The sequence below is a fragment of the Prevotella sp. Sow4_E9_plate genome, assembly GCF_052116205.1.
GTDB lineage: Bacteria > Bacteroidota > Bacteroidia > Bacteroidales > Bacteroidaceae > Prevotella.
Genome location: NZ_JBQKLN010000057.1, coordinates 1 through 24,887, shown reverse-complemented (window position 1 = coordinate 24,887; position 24,887 = coordinate 1). Strand labels below are relative to the sequence as shown.

Sequence of the window (24,887 nt, the reverse complement as noted above, 5' to 3'; positions counted from 1 at the left end):
AAAGTTTAGAAATTAACAGTATTTTAACACTTCCACTGTGTTTATCGTATTTTTTCTGATATTTCACTTTATTATATACATGCAGGCAATGCGCATGCGTGCGGGCGCACAGGCGTACTCGCAGACTTAAATAATATAAGAAAAACAAAAATGAGAGAATTTGAAGAATAAAGGGCGTATCATAAATCATGTTTGATTTACAATACACCCTATAATTAGATATTAATATATCTTAGTTTTATTATTGTTTACTGTGCTTCAAGATAAAGAACACGTGAAGACCAATCAGTCTTCTTGCCCCAATCTACATTATTCTCTAATGGCATTTCCAAACCATGCTCCATTAAGAACTTGCCAGAGTAAGCCTTACCCTCATAAGCTAAAGGTGTATTATCAATAACATTAAGCTCACGTACCTTATACATCTTGTTAGCATCCAAACCTGCCATCTTTACGATAGGAAGATGAACATTATAGAAATTAGCAAGCTTCCACCAATAGAAAACAGCCTTATCCTTTGCCTCACTTACATACATAATAGATGACAATCCCTGGTTATCGTAAGGAGAAACCAAACGATAAAGGTCGCCAAACTGTACTACAGGACGAATCTCCTTATACTCAGCAATAGCTTTACGACAAAGCGCCTTTTCTTCTTTTGTCATATTCTTTGGCTGGATTTCCATTCCAAGACGTCCGCTCATAGCTACATCAATACGATACTTCAAAGAAGTAGTGCGGAATACGGTATGGTTTGGCACAGCAGAGATATGACTTGCCATGGCGATGGCTGGGAAGAAGAAGCTGGTACCATACTGCATATAAACACGCTGGAGCGCATCAGTATTATCACTTACCCAGAACTCATCGAAACCGCGAAGGAATCCCCAGTTTGCACGACCACCACCACTAGCACAACACTGTATAACAACATCCTTATATTTTGCACGAATGCGATCGATTACATTAGAAAATCCGCGATGATAAGCGATGTAGAGATGACTCTGGTCAGCAACAGGAAGATACTGACTACCATGATTCATGATTGGCATATTAGCATCCCACTTGATGTAAGCGATGTCAGGGTACTTAGTAAGCAAATCATCTACTACATCAAATACGAAATCCTGCACTTTTGGATTACCGAGATCGAGTACCAGCTGAGTACCACCACGACCAACAACAGCATCACGCTTAGGAGCCTTGATAACCCAATCTGGATGTTTTTCGTAGAGTTCACTCTTGGTATTGGTCATTTCAGGCTCAATCCAAATACCAAACTTCACACCATTTTTCTTTGCATCGCGGAGCAAACCTTCAATACCATCAGGCAATTTTTCGGTATCTACAACCCAATCACCCAAAGCAGTATTGTCTCTCTTACGAGGATATTTTTTACCGAACCATCCATCATCCATAACGAACAACTCACCACCCATGCTATGAATGTCTGCCATCATCTGATCCATTCCCTTCTGGTTGATATCGAAATAAACACCCTCCCAAGAATTCAAGAGAATATCTCGCTCCTTATCACCATGAGCAAGAACATACTTACGTCCCCACTTATGGAAATTACGACTAGCACCGCTCAAACCTTCATTAGAATAAGTAAATGCAAGAGCTGGAGTTTTGAAAGTTTCTCCCTTTTTAAGGTGATACTCAGAATTTTGTTCATTGATACCAGCAAAGAAGTAGTGATACTCGGTATCATCGGTTACGGTTTTGAGTTTATAATTTCCAGTATACTCAAGCGCTGCACCGATTACCGCACCCGTATTTTCCTGTCCCCTACCATTCAGAGAGAACATAACCTCAGCATGGTCGGTATGAGAATTTCGAGTACCATCATTATTGCGGATAACGAACTCACCAGGCTGCAATTTTTCATGGCTCAACTGTGCTTCAGCTGCCCATGTACCAGAAAGATGACTCATCCATACATCTCCACGACGGATAGGAAGCATAGCAGATGCAAATGTAGTAAGGGTAACAGTTCCCTTCTCACCGTTAGCAATCTCTGTCCATGTTTCAATCATATCAACATCATTGAATGAGCGATATTTCAAATCCACCTTAAGATTATATACAGGATCCTTGAGATGAATCGTAGTAACGGTAGTATTTCCTTCGTTCTTCACCTCACAACCAGTAGCAACGAGAGCAGTAGAAAGATTACCATCGCTATGACGCATAGCGAGTGCAGCTTCAGCTGGAGTATTAAGACCGTATGCAGGATAAACATCCATACGACCGTTAGAAGCCACCTTAAGATTAGCCAAATCCAGATTATTCAACTTGGTGCCGAAGTAAATATACTGAGCAGGCTTACCATTCTCTACATCAAGAACAAGCGAGATACCTTTACTATTCACCGAAACCTGCTCTGCCATCGCAGGCATGGCGATGGTCATAAGCAAGAATGCAATTGATTTAAATTTCATCATATTTTTATATATGTCGTTAGTTATTATCATTATAGAGTTTTCAAATGCAAAAATAAGAAAATAAACAGTAACCACCAACACTTTCTTGATTTATTTTCGGAATAAAGCACAAAAATGCAGACATCAGGCAAATAAAGCAAAACCTTTTACTTCAGATACAGACAATAACACCTTTCATATCATAACAATCCCTAAAAATAACTCTCAACTCGATTTTTCTTAGTATCTTTGCCACGCAAACAATATTTGTTCAACAATAATAAAAGATATTAAACAATATGAAACTCAAAATACACTTCAATCATAAAGAGGAACTTTGGAACTCCTGGTCGCATGCCGGTGGTATTCTCTTGGGTGTTGTCTTTGGAGCCATTTTCCTGTATTGGTGCTTTACGCAACATAACGGATGGGCCACAGCTGGTATTATTCTCTACCTGTTTGGAATGTTGATGTCGTACATCGCCTCAACAACCTACCATGCCATTTCTGCCTGGAGCAAATGGAAGGAGCGATTGCGCAAGTGGGATCATGCAGCCATCTATTGGCATATTGCCGGTTCTTACTCGCCTATCACTTTGATAGCGATGCGCGATCAGGGATATTGGGGATGGAGCCTTTTCATCTTTATCTGGACCTGCGCCATTGCCGGAACCGTCATGAGTTTCACAAAACTCAAGGATCACAGCAACTTAGAAACGATTTGTTTTGTAGGAATGGGGTTATCCGTACTCGTGGCTTTCAAGCCATTGATAGATTCGGTTTCACCAGCCACAGTTATCTGGATTATCGCAGAGGGCGTCTGTTACATTACGGGAGCCGTTTTCTACAGCATCAACAAGAAGCGATATATGCATTCGGTATTCCATTTCTTTGTTTTAGCAGGAAGCGTTTGCCACATTATCGCAGTTTGGGATATCCTCATGAAATACATCTAGTATTTTACGGAAATATTTCCCACCAAGAATCACTTCTATACATTAATTATATATAGAGATACATAAATACCCGTTGGCTGAATAAAATTAATTATTTTGCCAACGGGTATACCTTATTATATATAGGAGAGTTTTGGTTATTTATTCCTCCTTCTCCATTTTTCTGGTGAAAGCTGTAGCTGATGATACCAACTACAGTTTCTTAATAACAGTCTCCAACTGCTCACCCAAGCCGATGGTATAACCCTGAGAGATATAAACCACACGGTTGAAGGTATCAGAAAGGATGAACATAGGAAGGAGATTAGCATTCTGAAGCTTCATGTTAGTAACAATCTGCTTGCGGATAGCCCCATCCTTGTCGAAACCAAAGATGATATTCTTTGGTAATCCAGGGAATTCTGAGATTCTGAATTTCTGAGCAGACGCCTCATCCTCGAACAGGAGAACGATAGGACGATTCCATTTCTCAAAAACCTGAGCCACTTTGGCAATATCCTTCAAAGCATGATTAGTAGGTTCCTGACCAACACCAATCACTCCCGTAATGAAGTATCCACGACCAGTCTGACTGAGAAGACTTACCTCCTGGGCATTAGCTGTAGCAGATGCAAAGGAGCCACCATTTTCCTCAGGGCTAGTCAACAACATGAATTTCGACTCTGAGTCGAAATTACCAATCACAGTAACCTCAGTAGAAGAAGTACGTAAGTGCATATCAATGACAGTCGTACCGCCCTTTTCAACATGGAACATCTGCATTTCTGCAAGCACGCCACCATTGGCAAGGCGAGTACCGGTAACAAGCGAATAGTCGCCTTCATCCAATTCCACCCCATTTTTAAAGGTACTACTCCAAGTGCATCCTTCCTCAGGATATTCCAAGAGAGAGGTAGAACCATCAGGATTAATGCGATGCAAGGTGAAGTGGCTATAATATTTAGGATCATCAATAGCTCCATTATCAGCATATTTCATAACGAGTTTGCCTCTTGCAGCCACCTTCTGTTTAGCATTGTCGAAATCAACGTCAATCCATTCGCCTCCATTTGCATTCTTATACTGTGTTTTCTTAGTCACCTCATCCACCTGAGCCTCGATACCCAAGCTTCTGGCAACATCCACAAAGAATACCTTGCGAGAACGAGCATCGGTAAGGCGAGCACGATATACACCGATAGGAGTTTGAGCAATCTGGAGCGCCTTCTTATCAGGATTGATACGGATATTCTTCTTCACCCACTCAACCAAGAGACTTGGATTGTTCTTGAAAGCAACCTGCTTCTTGGCAAATTCCTTCTCAAAGAACTGCTTGAATGGAGTAATGATCATCTCGTTTTCTACACGTGGAGACAACTGGTCGCTCTTGGCATTGAAGTTATCTTCCAGGATATCCATCTGCATATCTCTCAAATCCTTGGCGCTCAATGTACCGAGCAAGCCAATGGCACGATTCAGATTATCCTTATGATTAACCAGGAAAGAAAGGATAACGCGATGGTTACCGCTTGAACCTACCAGGAATTTCACCATCTTCTGAGTATTCTCCTCAGAACCAGAAGCAAGACCATTATCCTTCAATGCCTGCAATGCACTTTCCTTGTTATAGAAGGTAGCAAGATAAGCATGGCGGATAGAATCTTCGTAAGCAAAACGCTCTAAGTTTTTAGCTCTTGCCTCAGGAGAAACTTCAGGAATATTGGCTTTCTCTGGAGGAGGAACGATATCGAATGAATCTCTGAAGAATACCATCTTGGCAGAAGCTACCGCATTAGATTGCTGAGAAGCACTCATCTGCTTTCCAACCTCATAGGTCATTTTTACGGTTATTGCCTTGTCTTTCCCGAAAGAAGCCTTGGCAAAACCATATTTACCACCCTTGGAAGCCCAGATCATCATATCACCCTTGCCGGCAGAAAGGAATGTCTTGCCGTCTGCAGCTGTATATTTGGTAACTACTGTGTTAAACTCGGCGTAGTTATAAATCTTGAAATCTACTCTCGCTCCATCAACAGGATTGCCTGCTGCATCTACGATATTGAAATCGATGCGAGCTGAAGAACCATAGTTGTCGATGAGGTTGATTTCTGTATAGTTAGAGGTGCGGAGCATCACTTCCTCCGGACCATTATAATCACCGAAAGCCTTTGTATGCATCAGCATGGCACGTGATGCAGGAGCATTAAACCATGCCAGATTCAATACTGCTTCCGGCTCACAGGCTCCCAGGAAGTACCAGGTACCATCAGCCCAAGCCTCTACCCAAGCGTGGTTATCATCAGTATGTGCCCAGCGAGGAGTATAAACCTGGCGTGCAGGAATACCAATAGCTCTCAATGCAGCCACGGTAAAAGTACTCTGCTCACCACAACGTCCGTAAGCCGAACGAATGGTAGAAAGAGGTGCTGATGTACGGCCATCTGATGGCTGATAAGTAACTCGTTCATGACACCAGTGGTTTACCTCGAGGATGGCATCCTTCATGCTCATACCCTTCACACGCTCCTTCAATTCCTTGAAGAAAACCATACGGGAATTGTCCAGATTCTCATTGTTGATGCGAACAGGAAGTACGAAATGACGGAAAAGCAACTCAGGCACCTTGCTGCCCCAAGCCATCTGCTGACGTGCCTCGAAGCTAGATCGAACGTTTTCCAGGAAGAAGCTGGTTGGATAGTCAGTAACATCAGCTAAAGGCATGTAAGCATAAAGAAACTGCAAAGCCTCTGCCTCATCGCTGGTAGCATTCTGCTGCTTGAGCATCTTCTGGTCATAGAACTGCTTACCTACCAACTTGACCTTTTGTTGAAAGGCCGTTTCCATTTTCGTACGATAAGCTGCATCGGTAATGAAATGATCATTTGCCGCCATCATAGTCTGCCAAGAGGCCAAAAACATAACAGCGAACATTACTAAAAATTTTCTCATTGTTAGTTAGCTTTTTAATTCTGTTACTATATTCCAGTTAATATATTGATGTTTCGATTTCAACTTTCTGCAAAAATAATGTTTTTTTTTGAAATAATAGCTATCCCAAAAGAAAAAATGTTATCTTTGCAGAAAAATTCGAGAAATCGAGTAAAAAGAGAAAAGAATTAGAAAGAAATCAAGTAACTAAACTGAAAGAAGAATTTGAAACTATGAACAGAGACGATTTTAAGTTTGAAATATGCGCCAACAGCGTAGAAAGCTGTCTGGCTGCACAGGAAGGTGGAGCCAATCGTGTTGAACTATGTGCAGGCATACCTGAAGGTGGCACGACCCCATCGTATGGTGAGATAAAAATTGCCAGAAAATTACTCCATCAAACCAAGCTCCATGTCATCATCCGCCCTCGTGGTGGAGATTTTCTCTATACTCCTTTGGAGATTGAGCGTATGGAAGAAGACATTCGCCTTTGCCGGGAATTGGGTGTAGATGGTGTGGTTATCGGATGCCTTACAGAAGATGGAGAAGTGGACATGGAAGCGAATCGCCGACTCGTGGAACTGGCAAAAGGCGGTAATGAACAGAAACCGATGAGCGTTACCTTCCATCGTGCCTTCGACCGTGCCGCCAATCCTCAGAAGGCTTTGGAAGACATCATCTCTCTGGGTTGCGACCGCATTCTTACATCGGGTCAGCAGCCAAAGGCAGTAGAAGGTATAACGCTTCTTTCCGAACTTAAGAAGGCAGCAGCTGGTCGCATCATCCTCCTTGCCGGATGTGGCGTAAACGAGGATAACATCCGCACCATCTTTGATGCTACCGGTATCCACGAGTATCACTTCTCGGCAAGAGTCAACGTACCTAGCAAGATGAAGCAGCTCAATACCAATGTATACATGGGTGCCGAGGGTGCTGATGAAAGCAACTCTCCTGTTACATCTGCAGAAAGAGTGAAGCAAACTATCGCCAACCTTTTGGGATAGGATTTTTCTATAACGAAAAAGAATTTTCCGATAATAAGAACGGATTTTTCCGATAACGCAAATCGCGTTTTCCCACAAAACAAAAAAGTGTCGCAATCTCCAATATTCCAGGAGATTACGACTCTTTTCCAATATATTATTCACACAATCTTAGAGTGCAATTTCCACAACCTTATCCATCTCTGTAGGAACCTCACCGAGATTCAGGAGTACACCACCTTCGCACTTCTGAACCTTCACCGGCTTCTTGCTGGCAAAATCGAATGCCTTCTTTACCTTCTGGTTCCCAAGAGGCAGGAAGAGGCTTTTATCCTTCAAGTTCAGGATATGAACAAAAAGACGGTTGCCTTTCTGGGTAGTAACACCCCAATCATGAGGAGCCACGATGCCGCCACGGGTACCATAGATGGTTTCGCCGTAAGTCTTCATCCACTCACCCATCTCTGCCAGGCGCTCCAATGCTACTGCAGGAAGCTCACCATCTGGCTGAGGACCGATATTCATCAACAGATTGGCATTCTTTCCAGCCGCATTCACCAGATAATGAACCAAAGTCTTGGTAGACTTATAATCCTGGTCGGTAATCTTGTAACCCCACATTCCGTTCATAGTCTCGCAGGTTTCGAGAGGCAGACGACTGATGTCCTGACCAGACAATCCTGCCTTGTTCTCACCAGGAAGGTCTCGCTCGAATGCCTGAGCATCCTCACCCTCGAAAGGAGTAGAATGATGGTTGTTCATGACCAGGCAACCTGGCTGCAGGCGATGGATGAGTTCATACTGCTCAGGCAACTGCCAGTCGAAGTTAGGATTCTGATCCTGATCCCACCATCCATCAAACCAGATACATCTCACCTTACCGTAGTTGGTAAGAAGCTCAGTAAGCTGGTTGTTCATAAACTGATAGTAGCTCTTCCAGTTTCCCTTCGGATTAGGACGGCCAGTACCTCTACCTGTTCTTCCCCATACAGCATCCTCACGATACCAGTCGATATGAGAGTAATAAAGGTGCAAAGCGATGCCCTGCTTGTGGCACTCATCCGCCAGCTCCTTTACGATGTCGCGACGGAAAGGAGTAGCATCTACAATATTATAATCAGAATACTTGGTCTTAAACATAGAGAATCCCTCGTGATGACGAGTGGTAAAGCAGATGTACTTGGCACCTGAAGCCTTGATGGCAGCCACCCATTTGGCAGCATCAAACTTAGAAGGATAGAAACCACCAGCCAACTTAGCATACTCCTTGTAATTCAGGTCCTTATTGGTCATTGTCCATTCGCCGGTAGCGAGCATGCTGTACAATCCCCAATGCAGGAAGATACCGAACTTATCATCCTGGAACTGCTTGCGGGATTCCAGATTTTCCGCAGATGGTTGATAATGCTGAATCTTGTTTTCCTTGGCAGCATCATTCCCAACCATGGCATTAGCTGTTAGGCTAGAGCAACCCAAAGTAAGGATTGCAGCACATAATTGTGACTTAAAACTCATTTTAATTCCCATAATTAATGTTGTTGTTATAGTTAGTTATAATGGTGCAAATATACAACTTTTTTTTAATAATAAGGATGATAATCAGAAAAAACTCAATTTTTTCTCTTCTTTTCTCAGCTTTCTCTTCTTTTCCCAGCTCTCTTTTATCCCTAAGATTAAAATATATAATGTTTTTATAATATTTCTAAATTTATTTGGGAATTAGAGAAAGAAATCGTACATTTGCAATGTTTATCAGAGAATTGCGCTGTAGTACTTATCTGATAGAGAATGAAAGAACAAGAATATTTACATCAAAAGAAGAAAGGAAAACATTATGAAGAAATATGTTTGTGACGTATGTGGTTGGGTTTATGATCCAGAAGTAGGTGATCCAGAGGGCGGCATCGCTCCAGGTACAGCATTCGAAGACATCCCAGATGATTGGGTTTGCCCTCTTTGCGGAGTAGGCAAGGATGATTTCAGCCTCGTTGAGGAGTAACCCGAAGAAAACTTTTTGGAGAAATAATCCAAAGAAACGCCTGATATTCAGGCAACACATATATTAATATAGGAGGAACCATTATGACAAAAGTTAGAGAAATCTACCGCTGCCAGATTTGTGGCAACGTAGTAGAAGTAGTGAACCCTGGAGCCGTGCTTAGCTGCTGCGGTGAACCAATGAAGCTCATGAAGGAAAACACCAGCGATGGCGCCAAGGAGAAGCACGTGCCTGTGATTGAACCTATCGAGGGCGGTTACCGTGTAACAGTAGGAAGCGTGGAGCATCCGATGCTCCCAGAGCATTACATCCAGTGGATTGAGCTGCTCACCCCTACCGATGTGCTCCGCCATGAGTTGAAGCCGGGTGAAAAGCCAGAGGCTATCTTCATGACAAACGCTGATGCCAAGGATGTTACGGCTCGCGAATACTGCAATCTCCACGGATTGTGGAAAGGGGTAATTGAAGGATAAAAAACATCATACCAACAAAAGGTCTCATATCGTTTTCCCAATGTAGGGAATATGATATGAGACCTTTTTAACTTTATTTACATCTCATTTCTTGCCACATTCGCCAGGAAATATCTATCTTTGCCGACAAAACGCTATAGATGATGAGAAGAATATGGAATGATCTTACATCAATGCGCTTGCTGCCAGCATTATTCACCTGCATCTGTCTGATTTCCTGTTCACAAGATACAACAACAGAAAAACAGCGCTCCGCCTACTATTGGAGTACAACCTGGCAGATGGACAGCAGCAAGATGAACTTCATCCAGAAACACCATATCAAACGACTCTACGTTAGATTCTTTGATGTGGTAAGGGATGCGGATGGAGAAATAATGCCCAATGCTACCCTGCAATTTGATACAACCGATGAAAATATGACAACTGAAGAAAAGGAGAAAGAACCTCTGATGCCGAAAGGAATGGAGATTATCCCCGTTGTCTATATCGTGAACAACTGTTTTAAAGCAAATACCAAGACGAATCCTATCAGCAGCGACAAATCGAGCGGGAAATCTTCAGATGAAACACCCCGGCAACTCGCAGATAAGATTCTGAACCGCATCCTTCAGATGAACGAAGCCAATGACATCGGGAACGTGAAAGAGATTCAGATAGACTGCGACTGGACTGCTTCAACGCAAGAAGCTTATTTTGAATTCCTCCATATTTTAAAGGAGAATGCCAAAGACAAGAAGATGCAACTTTCCGCTACCATCCGGTTACACCAGCTCTCGATGACTCCACCCCCTGTGGATAGAGGCATCCTGATGATGTATAATACGGGCAATGTAAAACAGCTAAGTTGCCAAAAGCCGATACTCGACATGAAGGATGTAGCTCCTTACATCCAGCATCTGGGCAGTTATCCGTTACCGCTCTCTGCAGCCTATCCACTCTTCAGCTGGCGAGTTCTCTTCAGAGAAGGAAAATTCGTAGGCATCATGCATACAGATGATGAATTCCCCGTATTGCCAAGCGACAGCATCGTAGTAAGAAAGCCCGAAATGAGCGACATCATGGAAGCCGTCAGAAGCATCAATTACCAGAATGAAGACATCAACAACGAGGTTATTCTCTTCGATCTCAACACCGATAATATCAAACGATTTAAATCAGAAGATTATGAAAAGATTTTTAATCATAGGAGTAATAGCAGCAGCATTTAACACCCACGCCAACGCCTGCGTTGCCGAATACTCTGATCACAACTATTATATGTTCAGCGTATTCAATCGCGACCAGACTTCGCCAGCGTATCTCTACGATATCGCCAGCTACTGGCAGAAGTATGTCGACAAAACATCTTCTACTTATTTATCCTCCTCTACTGATTTATCTTTCTACAGATGGAACCAGAAATATATTCAGAAAGTTGCTCAGCGCAAAAAGGATGCAGAAATGATTTCCTATCTCCGACGCCTGAACGATTATCTGGATACTTGCGAAAAGCTGAATCCCAATGTCTGGAACTATGCATCAAAGCAGGAACGGCTCCTGGCCCAACAATCGCTTACCCGACTCAATAATGTCACCAAACTCTACAAGGGTACCAAACTCAAGAGCCAGTACGCCCTGCTCCGTATGCGTACCAATATGATGAAGGGATTTCACCAGCAGAACATCACCTATTGGAATGCCATCGCCTCCCGACTTCCGAAATCACCATGGCGGGAGGCGATGCGCAACATTTATGCCCGGGCTTTGTGGAAAACAGGGAAACACCAGCAGGCACTCGATATCTATGCCGAGCAGGGAGATATGGCAAGTATCAGGGTACTCGCCCGAAACTATCGCAATCTTGCGGGCATTCAGAGCACCTATCTCAAGAATCCGAACTCGGCAATGCTCACCTATCTGGTGCAGGATTTCGTGAACAACTGTCAGCAGACAATAGACAGTCGCTCCAAAGAACAGTTAGATAAAGAGTGGATTGAGGAAATAGGCGCCAAGGTAATCTATCAGAAAGAAGCCCTCAACTTCATCACCTTTGCCAACGAGGTCATCGCAGAAGGTAAGACGCAGAGTCCTTGTCTGTGGCGTTCTGCCACCGCCATGCTCCATTATCTCTATGGATATCAGCAGGAAGCATGGAAGGAGATTAGTGAAGCTGTCGCCCTGGATGGAACACAGCGAATGAAGGATAATGCAAGAGCCATCCGCCTCTTGGTTTCTACCCGAAACACACAGGTGGATAGCGATTATCCGCAATATCTGGTCGGTGAATTCAAATGGCTCAACGAGATGGCAAAGGAAGAAAACCCAAGAAAAGATTCTTCCACCAATCCTGACAACCACTATGTAGAGGTGAAGGAGCGCGTGGCTTACCGCGCCCTATACAACCGGTTCAAGACGATGGCAGACAAGGCGAAAAAGGAAAACCGGCAGGAAGCTGGCAGAGATTACGAAAGCATGGCTACGGCGATGTATGGCATGATGGATGCCTACATGCGAACCTTCTACAAGGAGCAACAGAATGAAGAATACATCAGCCGCTATCTTTATTCATCGGAATACGCCCTTCGTCTCGACTCGCTCTCTGCGCAGCAACTTGCTGATTACTATCGCTTCATCACCGCTCAACATCAGGATGCCTTTCAGCAATACGTCTGCCAGTCGCTCTATCGAAATGCCGATTTCTTCAAGGATATGATAGGCACCAAGTATCTTGCCGAGGGTAACTTTGGAGAAGCTGCCCGCTGGCAGAAGGATATTTCTTTGGATTTCATCAACAACCAAGCCATCAGTTTCTATGCCGAGAAGCGCAGTTATGCTGTGCCTTACTGGTTCAACCACCAGAAGGTGAATGATTCGGATATGTGGAGCATTCAGGGCAGTTATGCCCACCTGAAAGAGAACCCGAAGTTGAAATTCTGTAAGGAGATGAACCAGCTCATCAGCCAATACAATGTGGCTCGTGAAGGCGAAGTCAGGGAGAAACTTGCCTATGAACTTGCCACCCGCTATTATCAGGCATCCTGTTATGGCGACTGCTGGTATCTTACCCATTATGGCAAGAGCGTAGCCGATAGTGCCCGCACAGGCGAAGCCGATTTCGCAGCCATCGCTCAGAAATATCTCAAGGTGAGCAAGCAAAGCAGCAATCTTACGCTTCGCTATCATTCGCTCTATGCCCTCTCATCCATCGGCATCGATCCATGGTTCAAAATTACATACGATGCCAACTGGAACGAGCAGAAGCTTCTCCAGCCACAATCCGCTCAATATCAGGCAATGATGGAATGGAGCCAGTTCAGCCGTCAACATCCGGAAATCGTGGATCAATACACCACCCGATGTGATGTATTGAAGCAATTCGAAAAAAATCTCTAATCTCTTACCATTTTCCCAGCATTGGGAAAATGGTAACTTTTTCACCGCACATCAGCCGTCCAACACTCGCACATCAGCTGTTATGCATCCGCATATCAAGTGATGTGCAAGCGCACAACAGCTGATGTGCAGCCTTAGATACTATATCTTCCAACAATTTCTCCTATATCTTCTAGAAACTTCCATTATATGTCTCAAAGACTTCTGTTATACCTTCCAGGTACTTCTCCTATATCTTTCGACAACTATCCCTATATCTTTTGAAGACTATCCCTATATACCTCAACGTCTTCTCCTATATCTTCCTGCATCCGCAAGTGTTTCAGCGTTTCATTTGTTTTTCCAACATCAATTTTCCCTCATCTATGATTTTTAGTTAATTTTCCACGATTTCTTTGTATCTTTCATCCATAATGTGTATCTTTGCATTAAATATATTTAAACGTTTGAAATAAGGCAACATAACAATGGCAAAGAATAATAAGCAGGCAGCTAACCAAGACGGTAACAGCACCAAGAAGGCTACAAAGAAAAAGAAGAAAGTCAAGGTTTCGCATATCGTGAAACCAGAAAACATGACTTTAGAGGAATGGCAAATCAAACTGCGCAAGCAGGTGACCGATATCGAGCACTTCGATATCAGTTGTGTTGATGACGCCCTTTGCCCTGGAGAGTATATCGTTCGCAACCCTGAAAAGAACAACGAGTACAAGGTGGTGTATCGTGGAGCCAACAGCGAATGGAATTATTGTTCCTGCATGGATTTCAAGACTTCGAGACTCGGCACCTGCAAACATATCGAAGCCGTCAAGAAATGGTTTGGCGGAAAGAGGGGCGTACATGTACATCGGGAATTGCCACCTTATACTTCTGTCTATCTCTCCTATCGGGATGAGCGATGCGTAAAGATTCGTATCGGCTCAGACAACAAGGAGGCATACGAACAGTTAGCCAAAGATTACTTTGACAAGAACCATGTCTTGAAGAAAACAGCCTATGCCCGCATTGGCTCTTTCTTGAAACAAGCTCGCCAAATCAGCGATACATTCAGATGCTATAAAGATGCCATTGACTTTATCATCGATATTCGCGAAAAAGCGAAAAGAATGAAGATTGTGAAGACATACGATGACGAGAAACTCAACAATCTTTTGAAAGTAAACCTCTATCCTTACCAGAAAGAGGGCATCCGCTTTGCTGCAAAGGCAGGAAAGGCTATCATTGCCGACGAGATGGGTCTCGGAAAGACAATCCAAGCTATAGGTACTGCCGAACTGCTACGCAAGGAAGGTCTTATTGGCTCTGTACTCATCCTCTGCCCTACCTCGCTCAAATATCAATGGCGAAGTGAAATCAAGAAGTTTACTGATGCCGAAGTCTTCGTCATAGAGGGAAGTCATCTCAAGAGAAAGGAAGCGTACAATCGCCCGGAACCTTACAAGATTATTTCCTATAATAGTGCCGCCAATGACATCAAGATACTCGGCTGTTTGCAAACCGATATGCTCATCATGGACGAGGTGCAGCGCCTGAAGAACTGGAACACGCAGATTTCCCGTGCGGCAAGAAAGATAGAATCAGATTACTCCGTAATTCTATCCGGTACCCCATTGGAGAACAAGCTCGATGAACTCTACTCTATCGTGGAGTTTGTTGATAATTTCCGCCTTGCCCCTTACTACCTCTTCAAAGACAAGCATATCATTACTGATGAAACAGGAAAAGTTCTGGGTTATAAGAACTTAAACGACATAGGCAAGAAGCTGGGCGATATTCTCATCCGTCGTCGCAAGAAGGATGTGAAACTCCAGATGCCTGAGCGCTCTGACAAGAACCTTTTCATTCCGATGACCAACGAGCAGATGGAGATGCATCAGGAGTGGCAGAACCAGGTACGTCTCCTGGTTCTGAAATGGCGCAGGATGCATTTCCTATCCGATAAAGACCGCAAGCGTCTCCTGCTCTTCCTCTCACAGATGCGCATGGTATGTGACAGCAGTTATATCCTCGACCAAAAGACGAGATACGACACCAAGGTGGATGAATGCGTGAACATCATCAGCGACATTATCAGCGAGGAAGGTGAAAAGGTTGTGGTATTCAGTCAATGGGAACGCATGACCCGCCTCATCGCCAAGGAACTGGAGAAAAAAGAAATAGGCTTTGAATATCTGCATGGTGGCGTGCCATCCGAAAAGCGCAAAAACCTGGTAGATAATTTCATGAACGAACCATCGAGCCGGGTTTTCCTCTCTACTGATGCCGGAAGCACAGGCTTGAACCTGCAGTCAGCCGCTACCATCATCAACATCGACTTGCCTTGGAATCCTGCCGTTCTCGAACAGCGTATCGGGCGCATCTATCGCCTTGGTCAGCAGAACAACATCCAGGTTATCAATCTCGTAACACCTGATTCCATCGAGCAGGAAATGCTCGGTAAGTTGCGTTTCAAGACCTCCATGTTTGAAGGCGTTCTTGATGACGGCGAAGATTCTGTATTCATCACAGATGATAAGTTCAGCAAGATGATGGAAACTGTGAGCGGTATGGTGGAAGAGGACGAAGAAACAGAGAAGGCTCGCAACAAACATAAATCTAACGAGAATAAAGAAGAGGTTTCCATCCAGCAGCAAACGAACTCATCTTCAAACAGAGAATCTGTCTCTAATCGCTCAAGTGAGCCAAAGGATTTGGTTGCCCTGGGAATATCTTTCCTCTCAGGCTTAGCCGAAACCTTAAAGTCGCCAGAAGCCACAGCCCAGCTGGTTGATTCCATCGTTGAGAAAGACGAGCAGACAGGCGAAACCTCCATCAAGATACCAGTGGAGAGCAAAGAGACTGTTTCTAACCTTCTGAATCTCATCGGTAAGTTGTTTGCAAAATAAGTCATGGGTAAAAAGAAACATAAGCACCAAGGACATTATTGCAAGATGTGTGGAGAGTATAAATCCAACGAGTCGTTCAGTGGTAAAGGACACAAACTGCACATCTGCAAGGAATGTATGTCAAAAAGAAACAAAACTAAAAAGGAAAAGAAACGTTTAGAACATTATCGAATTAACGAAGTCTCAGAAGAAAACAGCTCGCAAGCTCATTAATTTGGGCTTGCAGCGAGAGTGCGCCAAGTTCATGTAATCTACCAAAGATTTCATGAACAAGAACGCATCAGAAGAGGATGCTCACGATGCATACCTCAAACTATATGATAAGGTATACCAATTCGACAAGCATATCGCTCGCCGATACGATGGGATGTCAGGAGGTAGATATTACATCACCGTATGTTACCTATACTATGACGGAGTATTGACTGACGAAGACATCCGAGAGTTTGACGATGAGCTATATAACAGTTTGAAAGAAGCCAAGAAGTCTTTTCAAAATTAAACGATATGAGTTACACAGAATATTCTTGTAGCAGACTAACTTTTAAAATATGTTTGTTCTACCAAAAGAAATTGGAAATTTAGGAGAGATACAAGTATTTATTGATGAGCAAAGAAGGAAATAAATAACCTTTACCTTGCTACAACCAAATAAAAAGCGTAACTTTGCCGAAATATCATAAAAATAAGCAATTATGAAGGAAGAAGAAATCAAAGAATTGTTCGAGCAATTTGAAGCTATTGCCAACGAATACGAAGGCGTAGAATGTTGGAGTGCAAGAGAACTTGCACAAGTGTTGGGTTATAGCCAATGGCGTAATTTCGAAGGAATTATCGAAAAAGCAAAAGCATCATGTACCAATGCAGGGCAAGAGGTATCATACCATTTTGCTGATGTCAGCAAAATGGTCACCCTTGGTTCTGGATCTCAGCGTGAAGTCAAAGACTACATGCTGACTCGTTATGCTTGCTATCTCATTGCCCAAAACGGTGATCCACGCAAGCCACAAATCTCTTTTGCCCAAAACTACTTTGCCGTACAAACTCGCCGAGCAGAATTGGTGCAAAAGCGTTTGCAGGAATACGAACGTGTACAAGCACGTGCAAAACTTGCTGAAACAGAAAAGCGTCTCTCTGGGGTACTGTATGAAAGAGGTGTGGACAGCAAAGGCTTTGCCATCATTCGCTCCTTGGGCGACAAGGCGTTGTTTAATCTCGACACGGCTCTTCTCAAACGAAAATTGGGTGCTCCCAACAGCAGGCCTCTCGCCGATTTCCTCCCTACACTCAATATCAAAGCCAAAGATTTTGCTGCAGAAATGACTTCTGTCAACGTTCAGCAAAAGGATTTACATGGTCAGCAAACTATCTGTCAAGAGCATGTCGATAATAATAAGGCTGTTCGTAATATGATGCTCCAACGTGGCATTGTGCCAGAAGATCTTCCAGCAGGTGAAGATGTCAAGAAAGTAGAACGCAGATTGAAATCTGACGAAAAGACATTGACCAAAAAGAATAGCAAAAAGAAATAATATCCATCACAATTCTACAACTAGAGAAGATGTAATAATTTCATCACACATCAGCTATTCAACGCCCGCACAACAGCTGATGTGTGGCCTTAGATACTATATCTTCCAATGATTTCTCATATCTTCTCCAACGACTTCTATTATAATTCCCGAGAAGTTCTATCATATATCTCTACCCCTCTCCTGTCAATATGGCTCTTGAAATCAGCATTCTTCAAATCCTTATAGATGCAGAAATCAAACTCGTAGGGCAGGAGCAAATCATCTATTTCATTCTTGAGTTGGAGCAAGTCAGTAATCGACAAGGCTTCGCCTACCAATGCGATATCCACATCGGAAAAAGGCTTGTTGGTTCCTTTAACCCTGGAGCCAAAAAGTATTGCCTTACTGATATGAGGGAAATGAGAGAAAACCGAGAACGCTTTCTTCCAGTCTCCCTCTTCTATGCCATATTTTTTCATCTGTCAATATCAAAGAGATTCATTTCTAAACTACCGAAACAAAAGAGATAAACAAGAACAGGAGAAATTATACATCAGAAGCCTTGATGGCATTCATCTTCTCGCTGAACTTTACGAATATCGGAAGATAATCATGGATAATCTGGTTCAATACCATATTGAATTCCTCTTCATCATAACAATGAGAAGTAAGATTACGGGATGAAATGGTACTCATCCAGGCAGAATCCTCTACGATACCCATCTGCAAAGCCTTGCGGATAGCATCTCTTGAACCCTGCACATCGGTATAGCCCTGATATTCCTCATAATCCTTCATCACTTTCCATGCCAATTCCTGAGTATATTCAAAGCGTTGCACCAGACCTTCTTTCAAAAGGTCATCCACTTCGCCACTGAATTGTTTCTCCGTAGAAACTATCCTGGCTGCATTCTGCAATCGAGTAACCGCCTTGTCATAGTTGCTCAATCGCTGTACCCATCGTATATCTTGATTCTCTGACATAAGCCTTGATTTTTTTCGCAAAGGTAAGAAAAGTTATTGAGAAAACCTATACCACCAGCCCTTTTTCTTGTCTCATGCCCCAAGTTTTAGTTAATTTTCCACGATTTCTTCGTATCTTTCATTTATAATGTGTAACTTTGCACCCAAATATTTAAACGTTTAAAGATAAAATGGCATTAAAATGTGGTATTGTAGGCCTCCCAAACGTGGGTAAGTCTACACTGTTCAACTGTCTGTCTAGTGCTAAGGCACAGGCAGCTAACTTCCCTTTCTGTACTATCGAACCAAACTTGGGCGTCATCACCGTACCTGATGAGCGACTCAACAAGTTGGCAGAGATTGTTCACCCTGGACGCATCGTCCCAGCCACTTGCGAAATCGTAGATATCGCAGGTCTCGTAAAGGGTGCCAGCAAGGGCGAAGGTCTTGGTAATAAATTCTTGGGAAATATCCGTGAGTGTGATGCTATCATCCACGTAATCCGCTGCTTCGACGATGACAACATCGTCCGCGAAGGTGGCGCTAAGGTTGATCCTTTGGAGGACAAGAGCGTCATCGATACAGAGTTGCAGCTCAAGGACCTGGAAACCATCGAATCTCAGCTCGCCAAGCAGCAGAAGACTGCTGCTGCCGGCAATAAGGATGCCAAGTTGATGGTTACCGTTCTGGAGGCTTACAAGGCTGTTCTGGAGCAGGGAAAGAACGCCCGTGGCGTTACTTTCGAAACCAAGGAAGAGCAGAAGGTGGCTCACGACCTCTTCCTCCTCACTACCAAGCCTGTGCTCTACGTAGCCAATGTTGACGAGGCTTCTGCCAAGACCGGCAACGAGTATAGCAAGAAGGTAGAGGAAATCGCTAAGGAAGAAGGTGCTGAGTGCATGGTCATCGCTGCAAAGACAGAAGAAGACATCGCATCGCTCGAAACCTACGAGGACAAGCTGATGTTCCTCGAAGAACTCGGACTGGAAGAGAGCGGCGTAAACCGACTCATCAAGAAGGCATACGCCCTGCTGAACCTCGAAACATTCATCACCGCTGGTGAGATGGAGGTCAAGGCATGGACCTATCACAAGGGCTGGAAGGCTCCTCAGTGTGCCGGAGTCATCCATACCGACTTCGAGAAGGGATTCATCCGTGCAGAGGTTATCAAGTATGATGACTATATCAAGTATGGCTCTGAGGCTGCAGTACGCGAGGCTGGCAAGCTCGGTATCGAGGGTAAGGAGTACATCGTACAGGATGGCGACATCATGCACTTCCGCTTCAATGTATAATCCTATTCTTCTACGGTTATGATAGCAAATCTGCTTAACTATATCGTATGGGACCCAGATCCTATCCTGGCTCATCTGGGTCCTATGACCATCCGCTACTATTCCACCTGCTGGATGATCGGTCTGCTGCTAGGCTATCTGCTCATGAGCAAGCTCTACAAGCAGCAGGGGCTTTCAGATGAGAAGTTCTCTCCACTGTTTCTCTACATCTTTATCGGTGTATTGATAGGTGGCCGTCTGGGACATTGTCTCTTCTATCAGCCGGAATATTTCCTCACCCAGTGGGATCACTTCATCGAGATGCTGATACCTATCCATCACATGCCAGACGGCAGCTGGAAATTTACGGGTTATGAGGGACTGTCTAGCCACGGAGGTGTATTCGGCATGTTCGTCGGCATCTGGCTCTATTGCCGCAACATGAAGGTGAGCGGCTGGGTTGTGCTCGATAATATGGGTATCTGCTCAGGCATTACAGCCACTTTCATCCGTTTGGGCAATCTGATGAATTCAGAGATTATCGGCAAGGTTACCGATGTGCCTTGGGCGTTTATCTTCGTTCGCGAAGACCAGTATCCACGCCATCCAGGTCAGCTCTATGAGGCATTGGCTTATTTCTGCTTCTTCCTCATCATCCTCTTCATCTATAAGAAGAGAGGTCCTAAGAGCGTTGGAACCGGTTTCTATTTCGGTCTTTGCCTTACCCTTATCTTCACCTTCCGCTTCTTCATCGAATATACGAAGGAGATTCAGGTGGCATTCGAGGCAGGCTTGCCTATGGATATGGGACAGATATTGAGTATTCCGCTCATCATCGCCGGTGTATGGAGCATTGCTTCCAGCACAAAGAGAGCGAAAGAAAAGAACGTAGAGGCAAAATAATATTAGACGACTTATTTTCAGATTATAAAAATCCCTCCTCGTGCAACAGCATCTGCTGCCACGGGGAGGGATTTATATTTTTATCTTCCCAGTAGAATCTTCTTGATGTCATTGAGCTTGTTCAATGCCTCTACCGGGGTAAGATTGTTGACATCCAAACCGAGGATTTCATCACGTATCTGCGTCAACACAGGATCATCGAGCTGGAAGAAACTGAGCTGTACACCCTCCTTAGGCTCATCAATGCGCTGCACATTAGGCTTGCCGGCACCACCAACACCCGCATTATCCTCCTCCAACTGCTTGAGAATCACATTGGCACGGTTTACGATGCTGCGAGGCATTCCGGCAATCTCTGCCACATGAATACCGAAAGAATGCTCACTGCCTCCCGGCTCCAACTTACGCAGGAAGATAACCTTGCCGTTCACTTCCTTTACACTCACATTGAAGTTCTTGATGCGAGGGAAAATCTTCTCCATCTCGTTGAGCTCATGATAGTGAGTGGCAAAGAGCGTACGTGCCTGTGCCCTCTTATGTTCATGCAGATACTCCACGATAGCCCAGGCTATGGAAATACCGTCATAGGTGGAAGTTCCTCTTCCCAACTCATCAAAGAGAACCAATGAACGCGGCGATACATTATTTAATATATTAGCTGCCTCGGTCATCTCTACCATAAAGGTTGATTCACCCAGAGAGATATTGTCGCTGGCTCCTACTCTCGTAAATATCTTGTCAACCAGTCCTACCCTCGCACTTTCTGCCGGAACAAAGCATCCTACCTGAGCCAGCAAGACTATAAGAGCCGTCTGACGCAAAAGCGCCGATTTACCTGCCATATTAGGACCGGTAATCATCATCACCTGCTGCTTCTCTGTATCCAGCAACACATCGTTCGGAACATAGCGCTCGCCCAAAGGCAACTGGGTTTCTATCACCGGATGACGACCCTGCTTGATGTCGAGAATCTCAGAATCGTCGATAACAGGACGCACATAGCGGTTTTCATCCGATGTCTTGGCGAAGGACAAGAGACAATCCATACGGGCGATGAGGTTGGCATTAATCTGAATCTGAGGAATATATTCCTGCATGGCAACAATCAGTTCGTTGAAGAGCTGTACCTCCAATACCAGTATCTTTTCATCAGCACCGAGAATCTTTTCCTCATATTCCTTCAGTTCCTGGGTAATATATCGCTCTGCCTGAGCCAGCGTCTGCTTGCGAATCCACTCGTCAGGCACCTTGTCCTTGAAGGTGTTGCGCACTTCCAGATAATAGCCGAACACATTATTGTAGCCCACCTTCAGACTGCTGATGCCCGTCTTCTCTATTTCCCGCTCCTGTATCTTGAGCAGATAATCCTTGCCATGACGGCTGATGGCACGAAGGTCATCAAGTTCGGCATTGAAACCGTCGGCAATCACATCACCCTTATTGACAAGCTGTGGCGGATCGGGCTGAATCTCTCTGGCGATACGGTCCTTCAAGGTCTCGCATACGTTGAGCTGCTCCCCTATCCGTTTCAAGGCTTCATTTTTGGCATGCTGACAAGCCACCTTGATAGGCTGGATGGCTTCGAGTGCATTCTTCAACTGAACCACTTCGCGTGGCGAAACTCTACCCACGGCTACTTTGGAAATGATACGCTCCAGGTCGCTGATGCGATGCAGCTGGTCATCGAGAAGCTGACGAAATTCCGGTTCCTTGAAGAAATATTCCACGATGTCGAGACGCTCGTTGATTGGTTTAACGTCCTTCAATGGGAAGACCAGCCAGCGTCTGAGCATACGTCCGCCCATCGCCGTTACCGTACGGTCGATGACATTCAGGAGAGAAGAACCGTCTTCCTGCATAGGGGCAACCAGCTCCAGACTGCGGATAGTAAACCTATCCATACGCACGAACTTATCTTCTTCAATACGTGAAAGGGCGGTGATATGATTAATCTGTGTATGCTGGGTAATCTCGAGATACTGCATGATGGCACCACTGGCTATCACGCCGTTCTTGAGATGCTCTACACCGAAACCTTTCAGAGATTTTGTCTTGAAATGTCCCAGGAGTTTCTGCAGGGCTGTCTGTTCGGTGAAAACCCAGTCATCCAGTTCGAAGGTACAGTATTTGCTGCCGAAATATTTCTCGAAGTCATTCACTCGGGCGCGGTCGTAGAGCACCTCTTTCGGCATGAAGTTGCCCATCAGTTTTTCTACATAGTCGTAGGTTCCCTCGCCGGTAAGAAACTCTCCGGTCGAGATATCCAGAAAGCTCACACCGCAGGCGGTCTTGCCGAAGTGTACGGCTGCCAGGAAGTTGTTCTCCTTGTAGTTCAGCACGTTATCTCCCATCGCCACACCCGGTGTAACGAGTTCAGTAATACCGCGCTTCACCATCTTGTCCATCTGGCTCAGTCCCTTCTTACCCTTTATTTCCAGTCGTTTCTTCTTCGGGTCTTCCAGCTGGTCGCATACCGCCACACGCTTACCTGCACGCACCAATTTAGGCAGATAAGTATCGAGAGCATGATGAGGGAATCCAGCCATCTCTGCTCCACCAGCCGAACCACCGTTGTTACGTCGGGTCAAGGTGATGCCGAGTATTCGGGAAGCCTCTATCGCATCTTCGCAGTAAGTTTCGTAGAAGTCGCCACAGCGGAAAAGCAGCAATGCCTCGGGATGCTTTGCTTTCATCTCGAAGAATTGTCGCATCATCGGTGTAAGCCCTTTATTGTCGTTTGCCATTATCTTATTCTTTTTATATCTTTATATTTTGTTTCTTATTATGTCGTCAGTCGAGACCGATTTTTATTGTGGTGGACGAATTGGATATTCCTAACAGTATTCCCCTTTGAACCAAATGCAATATATCGGGTCTACAAATACAAAGTCATCATTTTGTTTTTCGATGATGTCCTTGTTTTGGAGCGTCTTCTTGTTTTTGACTATTGTGTTAGGATTGCCGAGATTGTAGATTTGCTTGACAGCTTGTGATGAGAAATGTTGTTCTCCATCGGCGATAGCCTTGAGCATCTCTATCTGTGTGGAACTCAGGTTCTCCGTGTCGTTTTGGAACATCGGGGTATTGATGTTGAGCACCTGTTTTAAGCCTAATGCAAACACCTCCTCGGTTACTTCTGAAGCCGTGAAACTCCAGATGAAATAGCAGAGTTGTTGCAGATACCAGGAATGGCAAGATACTGTGTTGCATATTCTATCTGCCAAATCAACGGAAATAGACTTGCCCGTTTTCTCAAACGATTGTTGGATGAATGGAATCCAATGTTTCTTGGCTATCTTCTGCATGAATATCACTTGTCCGAAGCGATAGAAAGGACTGTTGGCATTGTTGAAGATGTTGAGCATCATATTTCGCTTGCTGCCGTAGAGACAGTAAGAGGTGAGTTGTTGCTGCTGCCATACGGAGCGCATTTTTCCTTCCATGTCCTTGTATTCTGGGAGATTAGCCAGTTGCTGGAACTCGTCTATGCAGACGATAATCTTGATACCTTTTTCCTTTGCCAGCATTTCGGGAAGTTGCAGGATAGTCATCTTGTCTCGCTCTTGCGGTACAAACTTCTTGGCATCCTCCATCCATCGTTCCATCTTAGAAGAAGCACAAGCTATAACTTGACTGGCAAATGTGCGATAGAACTCAGCCTCTGAACCGATGCTAAAAGCATCTATGTAACAGACTCTCACGCTCTTGTCCTCATCAGCTAATTCACTCATCGCTTTCTTGACTAGCGACGACTTGCCCCATCGGCGTGGGGAGATAAGCATCACGTTGATATGAGAGGACAGCAATTGCTTCAGCAAAGCCCTGTCTTCCACACGGTCGATGAAATTATCGTTGGTAGCTAGCGTACCGAATTGAAATGGAGATTGATATGCTGTCATATTCCTATGTAATTTGATGCAAAGTTACTAAATATTACCCAAAGGTAAATTACCCTAGGGTAATATTTAGCCTTTTTTAAAGGAACCGTAGGCTATCTTTTAGTAAGAAACTTATTACTAAGTTCTTCTTGGCATAAATATTACCAAAAGGTAAGTTACCCTAAGGTATTATTTAGAGATTTTAAGGATAAATTAAATAGTGGATAGTTGTTATCCTTTGAATTTACAGCCTTGAACTTACTACCATCAATAGATAAGTAAGAATGGCTGAAGAGTCCAAAGGAATCCAACTGCTTATTCAATGATTTAAAAACTTTCTTGATAGGCTTC

Annotated in this window: 18 protein-coding genes; 11 read left to right on the top strand and 7 right to left on the bottom strand. The window is 44.2% G+C overall.

Features of this window, described 5'->3' with window-relative positions; genetic code table 11:
* Window positions 1-248: 248 nt before the first annotated feature.
* A complete protein-coding gene (locus ACTQ53_RS15590) occupies window positions 249-2,444 on the bottom strand; it encodes an alpha-galactosidase (RefSeq protein ID WP_441934047.1) in 2,196 nt (731 codons plus the stop codon).
* A gap of 281 nt (window positions 2,445-2,725) precedes the next feature.
* On the opposite strand from ACTQ53_RS15590, the gene trhA reads away from it, so the two are divergent.
* On the top strand, window positions 2,726-3,382 hold the full coding sequence (gene trhA, locus ACTQ53_RS15585) for a PAQR family membrane homeostasis protein TrhA (protein WP_441934045.1): 657 nt from the start codon (window positions 2,726-2,728) through the stop codon (window positions 3,380-3,382).
* A 192-nt stretch (window positions 3,383-3,574) separates the two neighbouring features.
* On the opposite strand, the gene ACTQ53_RS15580 is transcribed toward trhA, so the two are convergent.
* The gene (locus tag ACTQ53_RS15580; protein ID WP_441934043.1) at window positions 3,575-6,310 is read right to left on the bottom strand and encodes a transglutaminase-like domain-containing protein; all 2,736 of its coding nucleotides are present in this window, start codon (window positions 6,308-6,310) and stop codon (window positions 3,575-3,577) included.
* A gap of 212 nt (window positions 6,311-6,522) precedes the next feature.
* Between ACTQ53_RS15580 and ACTQ53_RS15575 the strand changes: the two genes are divergently transcribed.
* Window positions 6,523-7,293 (top strand): copper homeostasis protein CutC, encoded by a 771-nt coding sequence (locus tag ACTQ53_RS15575; RefSeq protein WP_294971527.1) that lies wholly within the window; start codon window positions 6,523-6,525, stop codon window positions 7,291-7,293.
* 150 nt (window positions 7,294-7,443) lie between these two features.
* On the opposite strand, the gene ACTQ53_RS15570 is transcribed toward ACTQ53_RS15575, so the two are convergent.
* The gene (locus ACTQ53_RS15570; protein ID WP_254880914.1) at window positions 7,444-8,718 is read right to left on the bottom strand and encodes an alpha-L-fucosidase; all 1,275 of its coding nucleotides are present in this window, start codon (window positions 8,716-8,718) and stop codon (window positions 7,444-7,446) included.
* A gap of 388 nt (window positions 8,719-9,106) precedes the next feature.
* Here ACTQ53_RS15570 and rd point away from each other — a divergent pair, with 388 nt between their 5' ends.
* From rd to dinD, 7 genes are all read left to right on the top strand, one after another.
* Complete coding sequence (gene rd, locus ACTQ53_RS15565; protein WP_153121942.1) at window positions 9,107-9,271, top strand: rubredoxin; 165 nt, start codon at window positions 9,107-9,109, stop codon at window positions 9,269-9,271.
* 83 nt (window positions 9,272-9,354) lie between these two features.
* Window positions 9,355-9,744 (top strand): desulfoferrodoxin, encoded by a 390-nt coding sequence (locus tag ACTQ53_RS15560; RefSeq protein ID WP_153121941.1) that lies wholly within the window; start codon window positions 9,355-9,357, stop codon window positions 9,742-9,744.
* A 140-nt stretch (window positions 9,745-9,884) separates the two neighbouring features.
* Entirely contained in the window at window positions 9,885-10,955 is a 1,071-nt protein-coding gene (locus ACTQ53_RS15555; protein WP_441934040.1) for a hypothetical protein, read from the top strand.
* Window positions 10,912-13,119 carry a hypothetical protein gene (locus tag ACTQ53_RS15550; RefSeq protein ID WP_441934038.1) on the top strand — a complete coding sequence of 736 codons (2,208 nt, stop codon included), beginning with the start codon at window positions 10,912-10,914 and terminating at the stop codon, window positions 13,117-13,119. Before ACTQ53_RS15555 ends, ACTQ53_RS15550 begins: the two co-directional genes overlap by 44 nt.
* A gap of 467 nt (window positions 13,120-13,586) precedes the next feature.
* Window positions 13,587-16,004, top strand: a complete 2,418-nt coding sequence (locus ACTQ53_RS15545; RefSeq protein ID WP_441934036.1) for a DEAD/DEAH box helicase — start codon at window positions 13,587-13,589, stop codon at window positions 16,002-16,004.
* A gap of 265 nt (window positions 16,005-16,269) precedes the next feature.
* The gene (locus ACTQ53_RS15540; protein ID WP_295346403.1) at window positions 16,270-16,506 is read left to right on the top strand and encodes a hypothetical protein; all 237 of its coding nucleotides are present in this window, start codon (window positions 16,270-16,272) and stop codon (window positions 16,504-16,506) included.
* A 193-nt stretch (window positions 16,507-16,699) separates the two neighbouring features.
* Entirely contained in the window at window positions 16,700-17,536 is an 837-nt protein-coding gene (dinD, locus tag ACTQ53_RS15535; RefSeq protein ID WP_441934034.1) for a DNA damage-inducible protein D, read from the top strand.
* Window positions 17,537-17,676: 140 nt separating this feature from the next.
* Here dinD and ACTQ53_RS15530 read toward each other — a convergent pair whose 3' ends face one another.
* Window positions 17,677-17,997 (bottom strand): nucleotidyltransferase domain-containing protein, encoded by a 321-nt coding sequence (locus ACTQ53_RS15530; protein WP_441934032.1) that lies wholly within the window; start codon window positions 17,995-17,997, stop codon window positions 17,677-17,679.
* A 67-nt stretch (window positions 17,998-18,064) separates the two neighbouring features.
* Entirely contained in the window at window positions 18,065-18,502 is a 438-nt protein-coding gene (locus ACTQ53_RS15525; protein WP_294972206.1) for a nucleotidyltransferase substrate binding protein, read from the bottom strand.
* A gap of 170 nt (window positions 18,503-18,672) precedes the next feature.
* Between ACTQ53_RS15525 and ychF the strand changes: the two genes are divergently transcribed.
* Entirely contained in the window at window positions 18,673-19,776 is a 1,104-nt protein-coding gene (gene ychF, locus ACTQ53_RS15520; protein ID WP_089543063.1) for a redox-regulated ATPase YchF, read from the top strand.
* Between the two features lie 18 nt (window positions 19,777-19,794).
* On the top strand, window positions 19,795-20,658 hold the full coding sequence (gene lgt, locus ACTQ53_RS15515; protein WP_441934029.1) for a prolipoprotein diacylglyceryl transferase: 864 nt from the start codon (window positions 19,795-19,797) through the stop codon (window positions 20,656-20,658).
* Between the two features lie 80 nt (window positions 20,659-20,738).
* Here the strand turns inward: lgt and mutS are convergent, their stop codons facing one another.
* Both mutS and ACTQ53_RS15505 read right to left on the bottom strand, forming a co-directional pair.
* Window positions 20,739-23,402, bottom strand: a complete 2,664-nt coding sequence (mutS, locus tag ACTQ53_RS15510) for a DNA mismatch repair protein MutS (protein WP_441934027.1) — start codon at window positions 23,400-23,402, stop codon at window positions 20,739-20,741.
* Between the two features lie 90 nt (window positions 23,403-23,492).
* Window positions 23,493-24,557, bottom strand: coding sequence for an AAA family ATPase (locus ACTQ53_RS15505; protein WP_294972198.1), 1,065 nt, complete (start codon window positions 24,555-24,557; stop codon window positions 23,493-23,495).
* Window positions 24,558-24,887 lie beyond the last annotated feature (330 nt).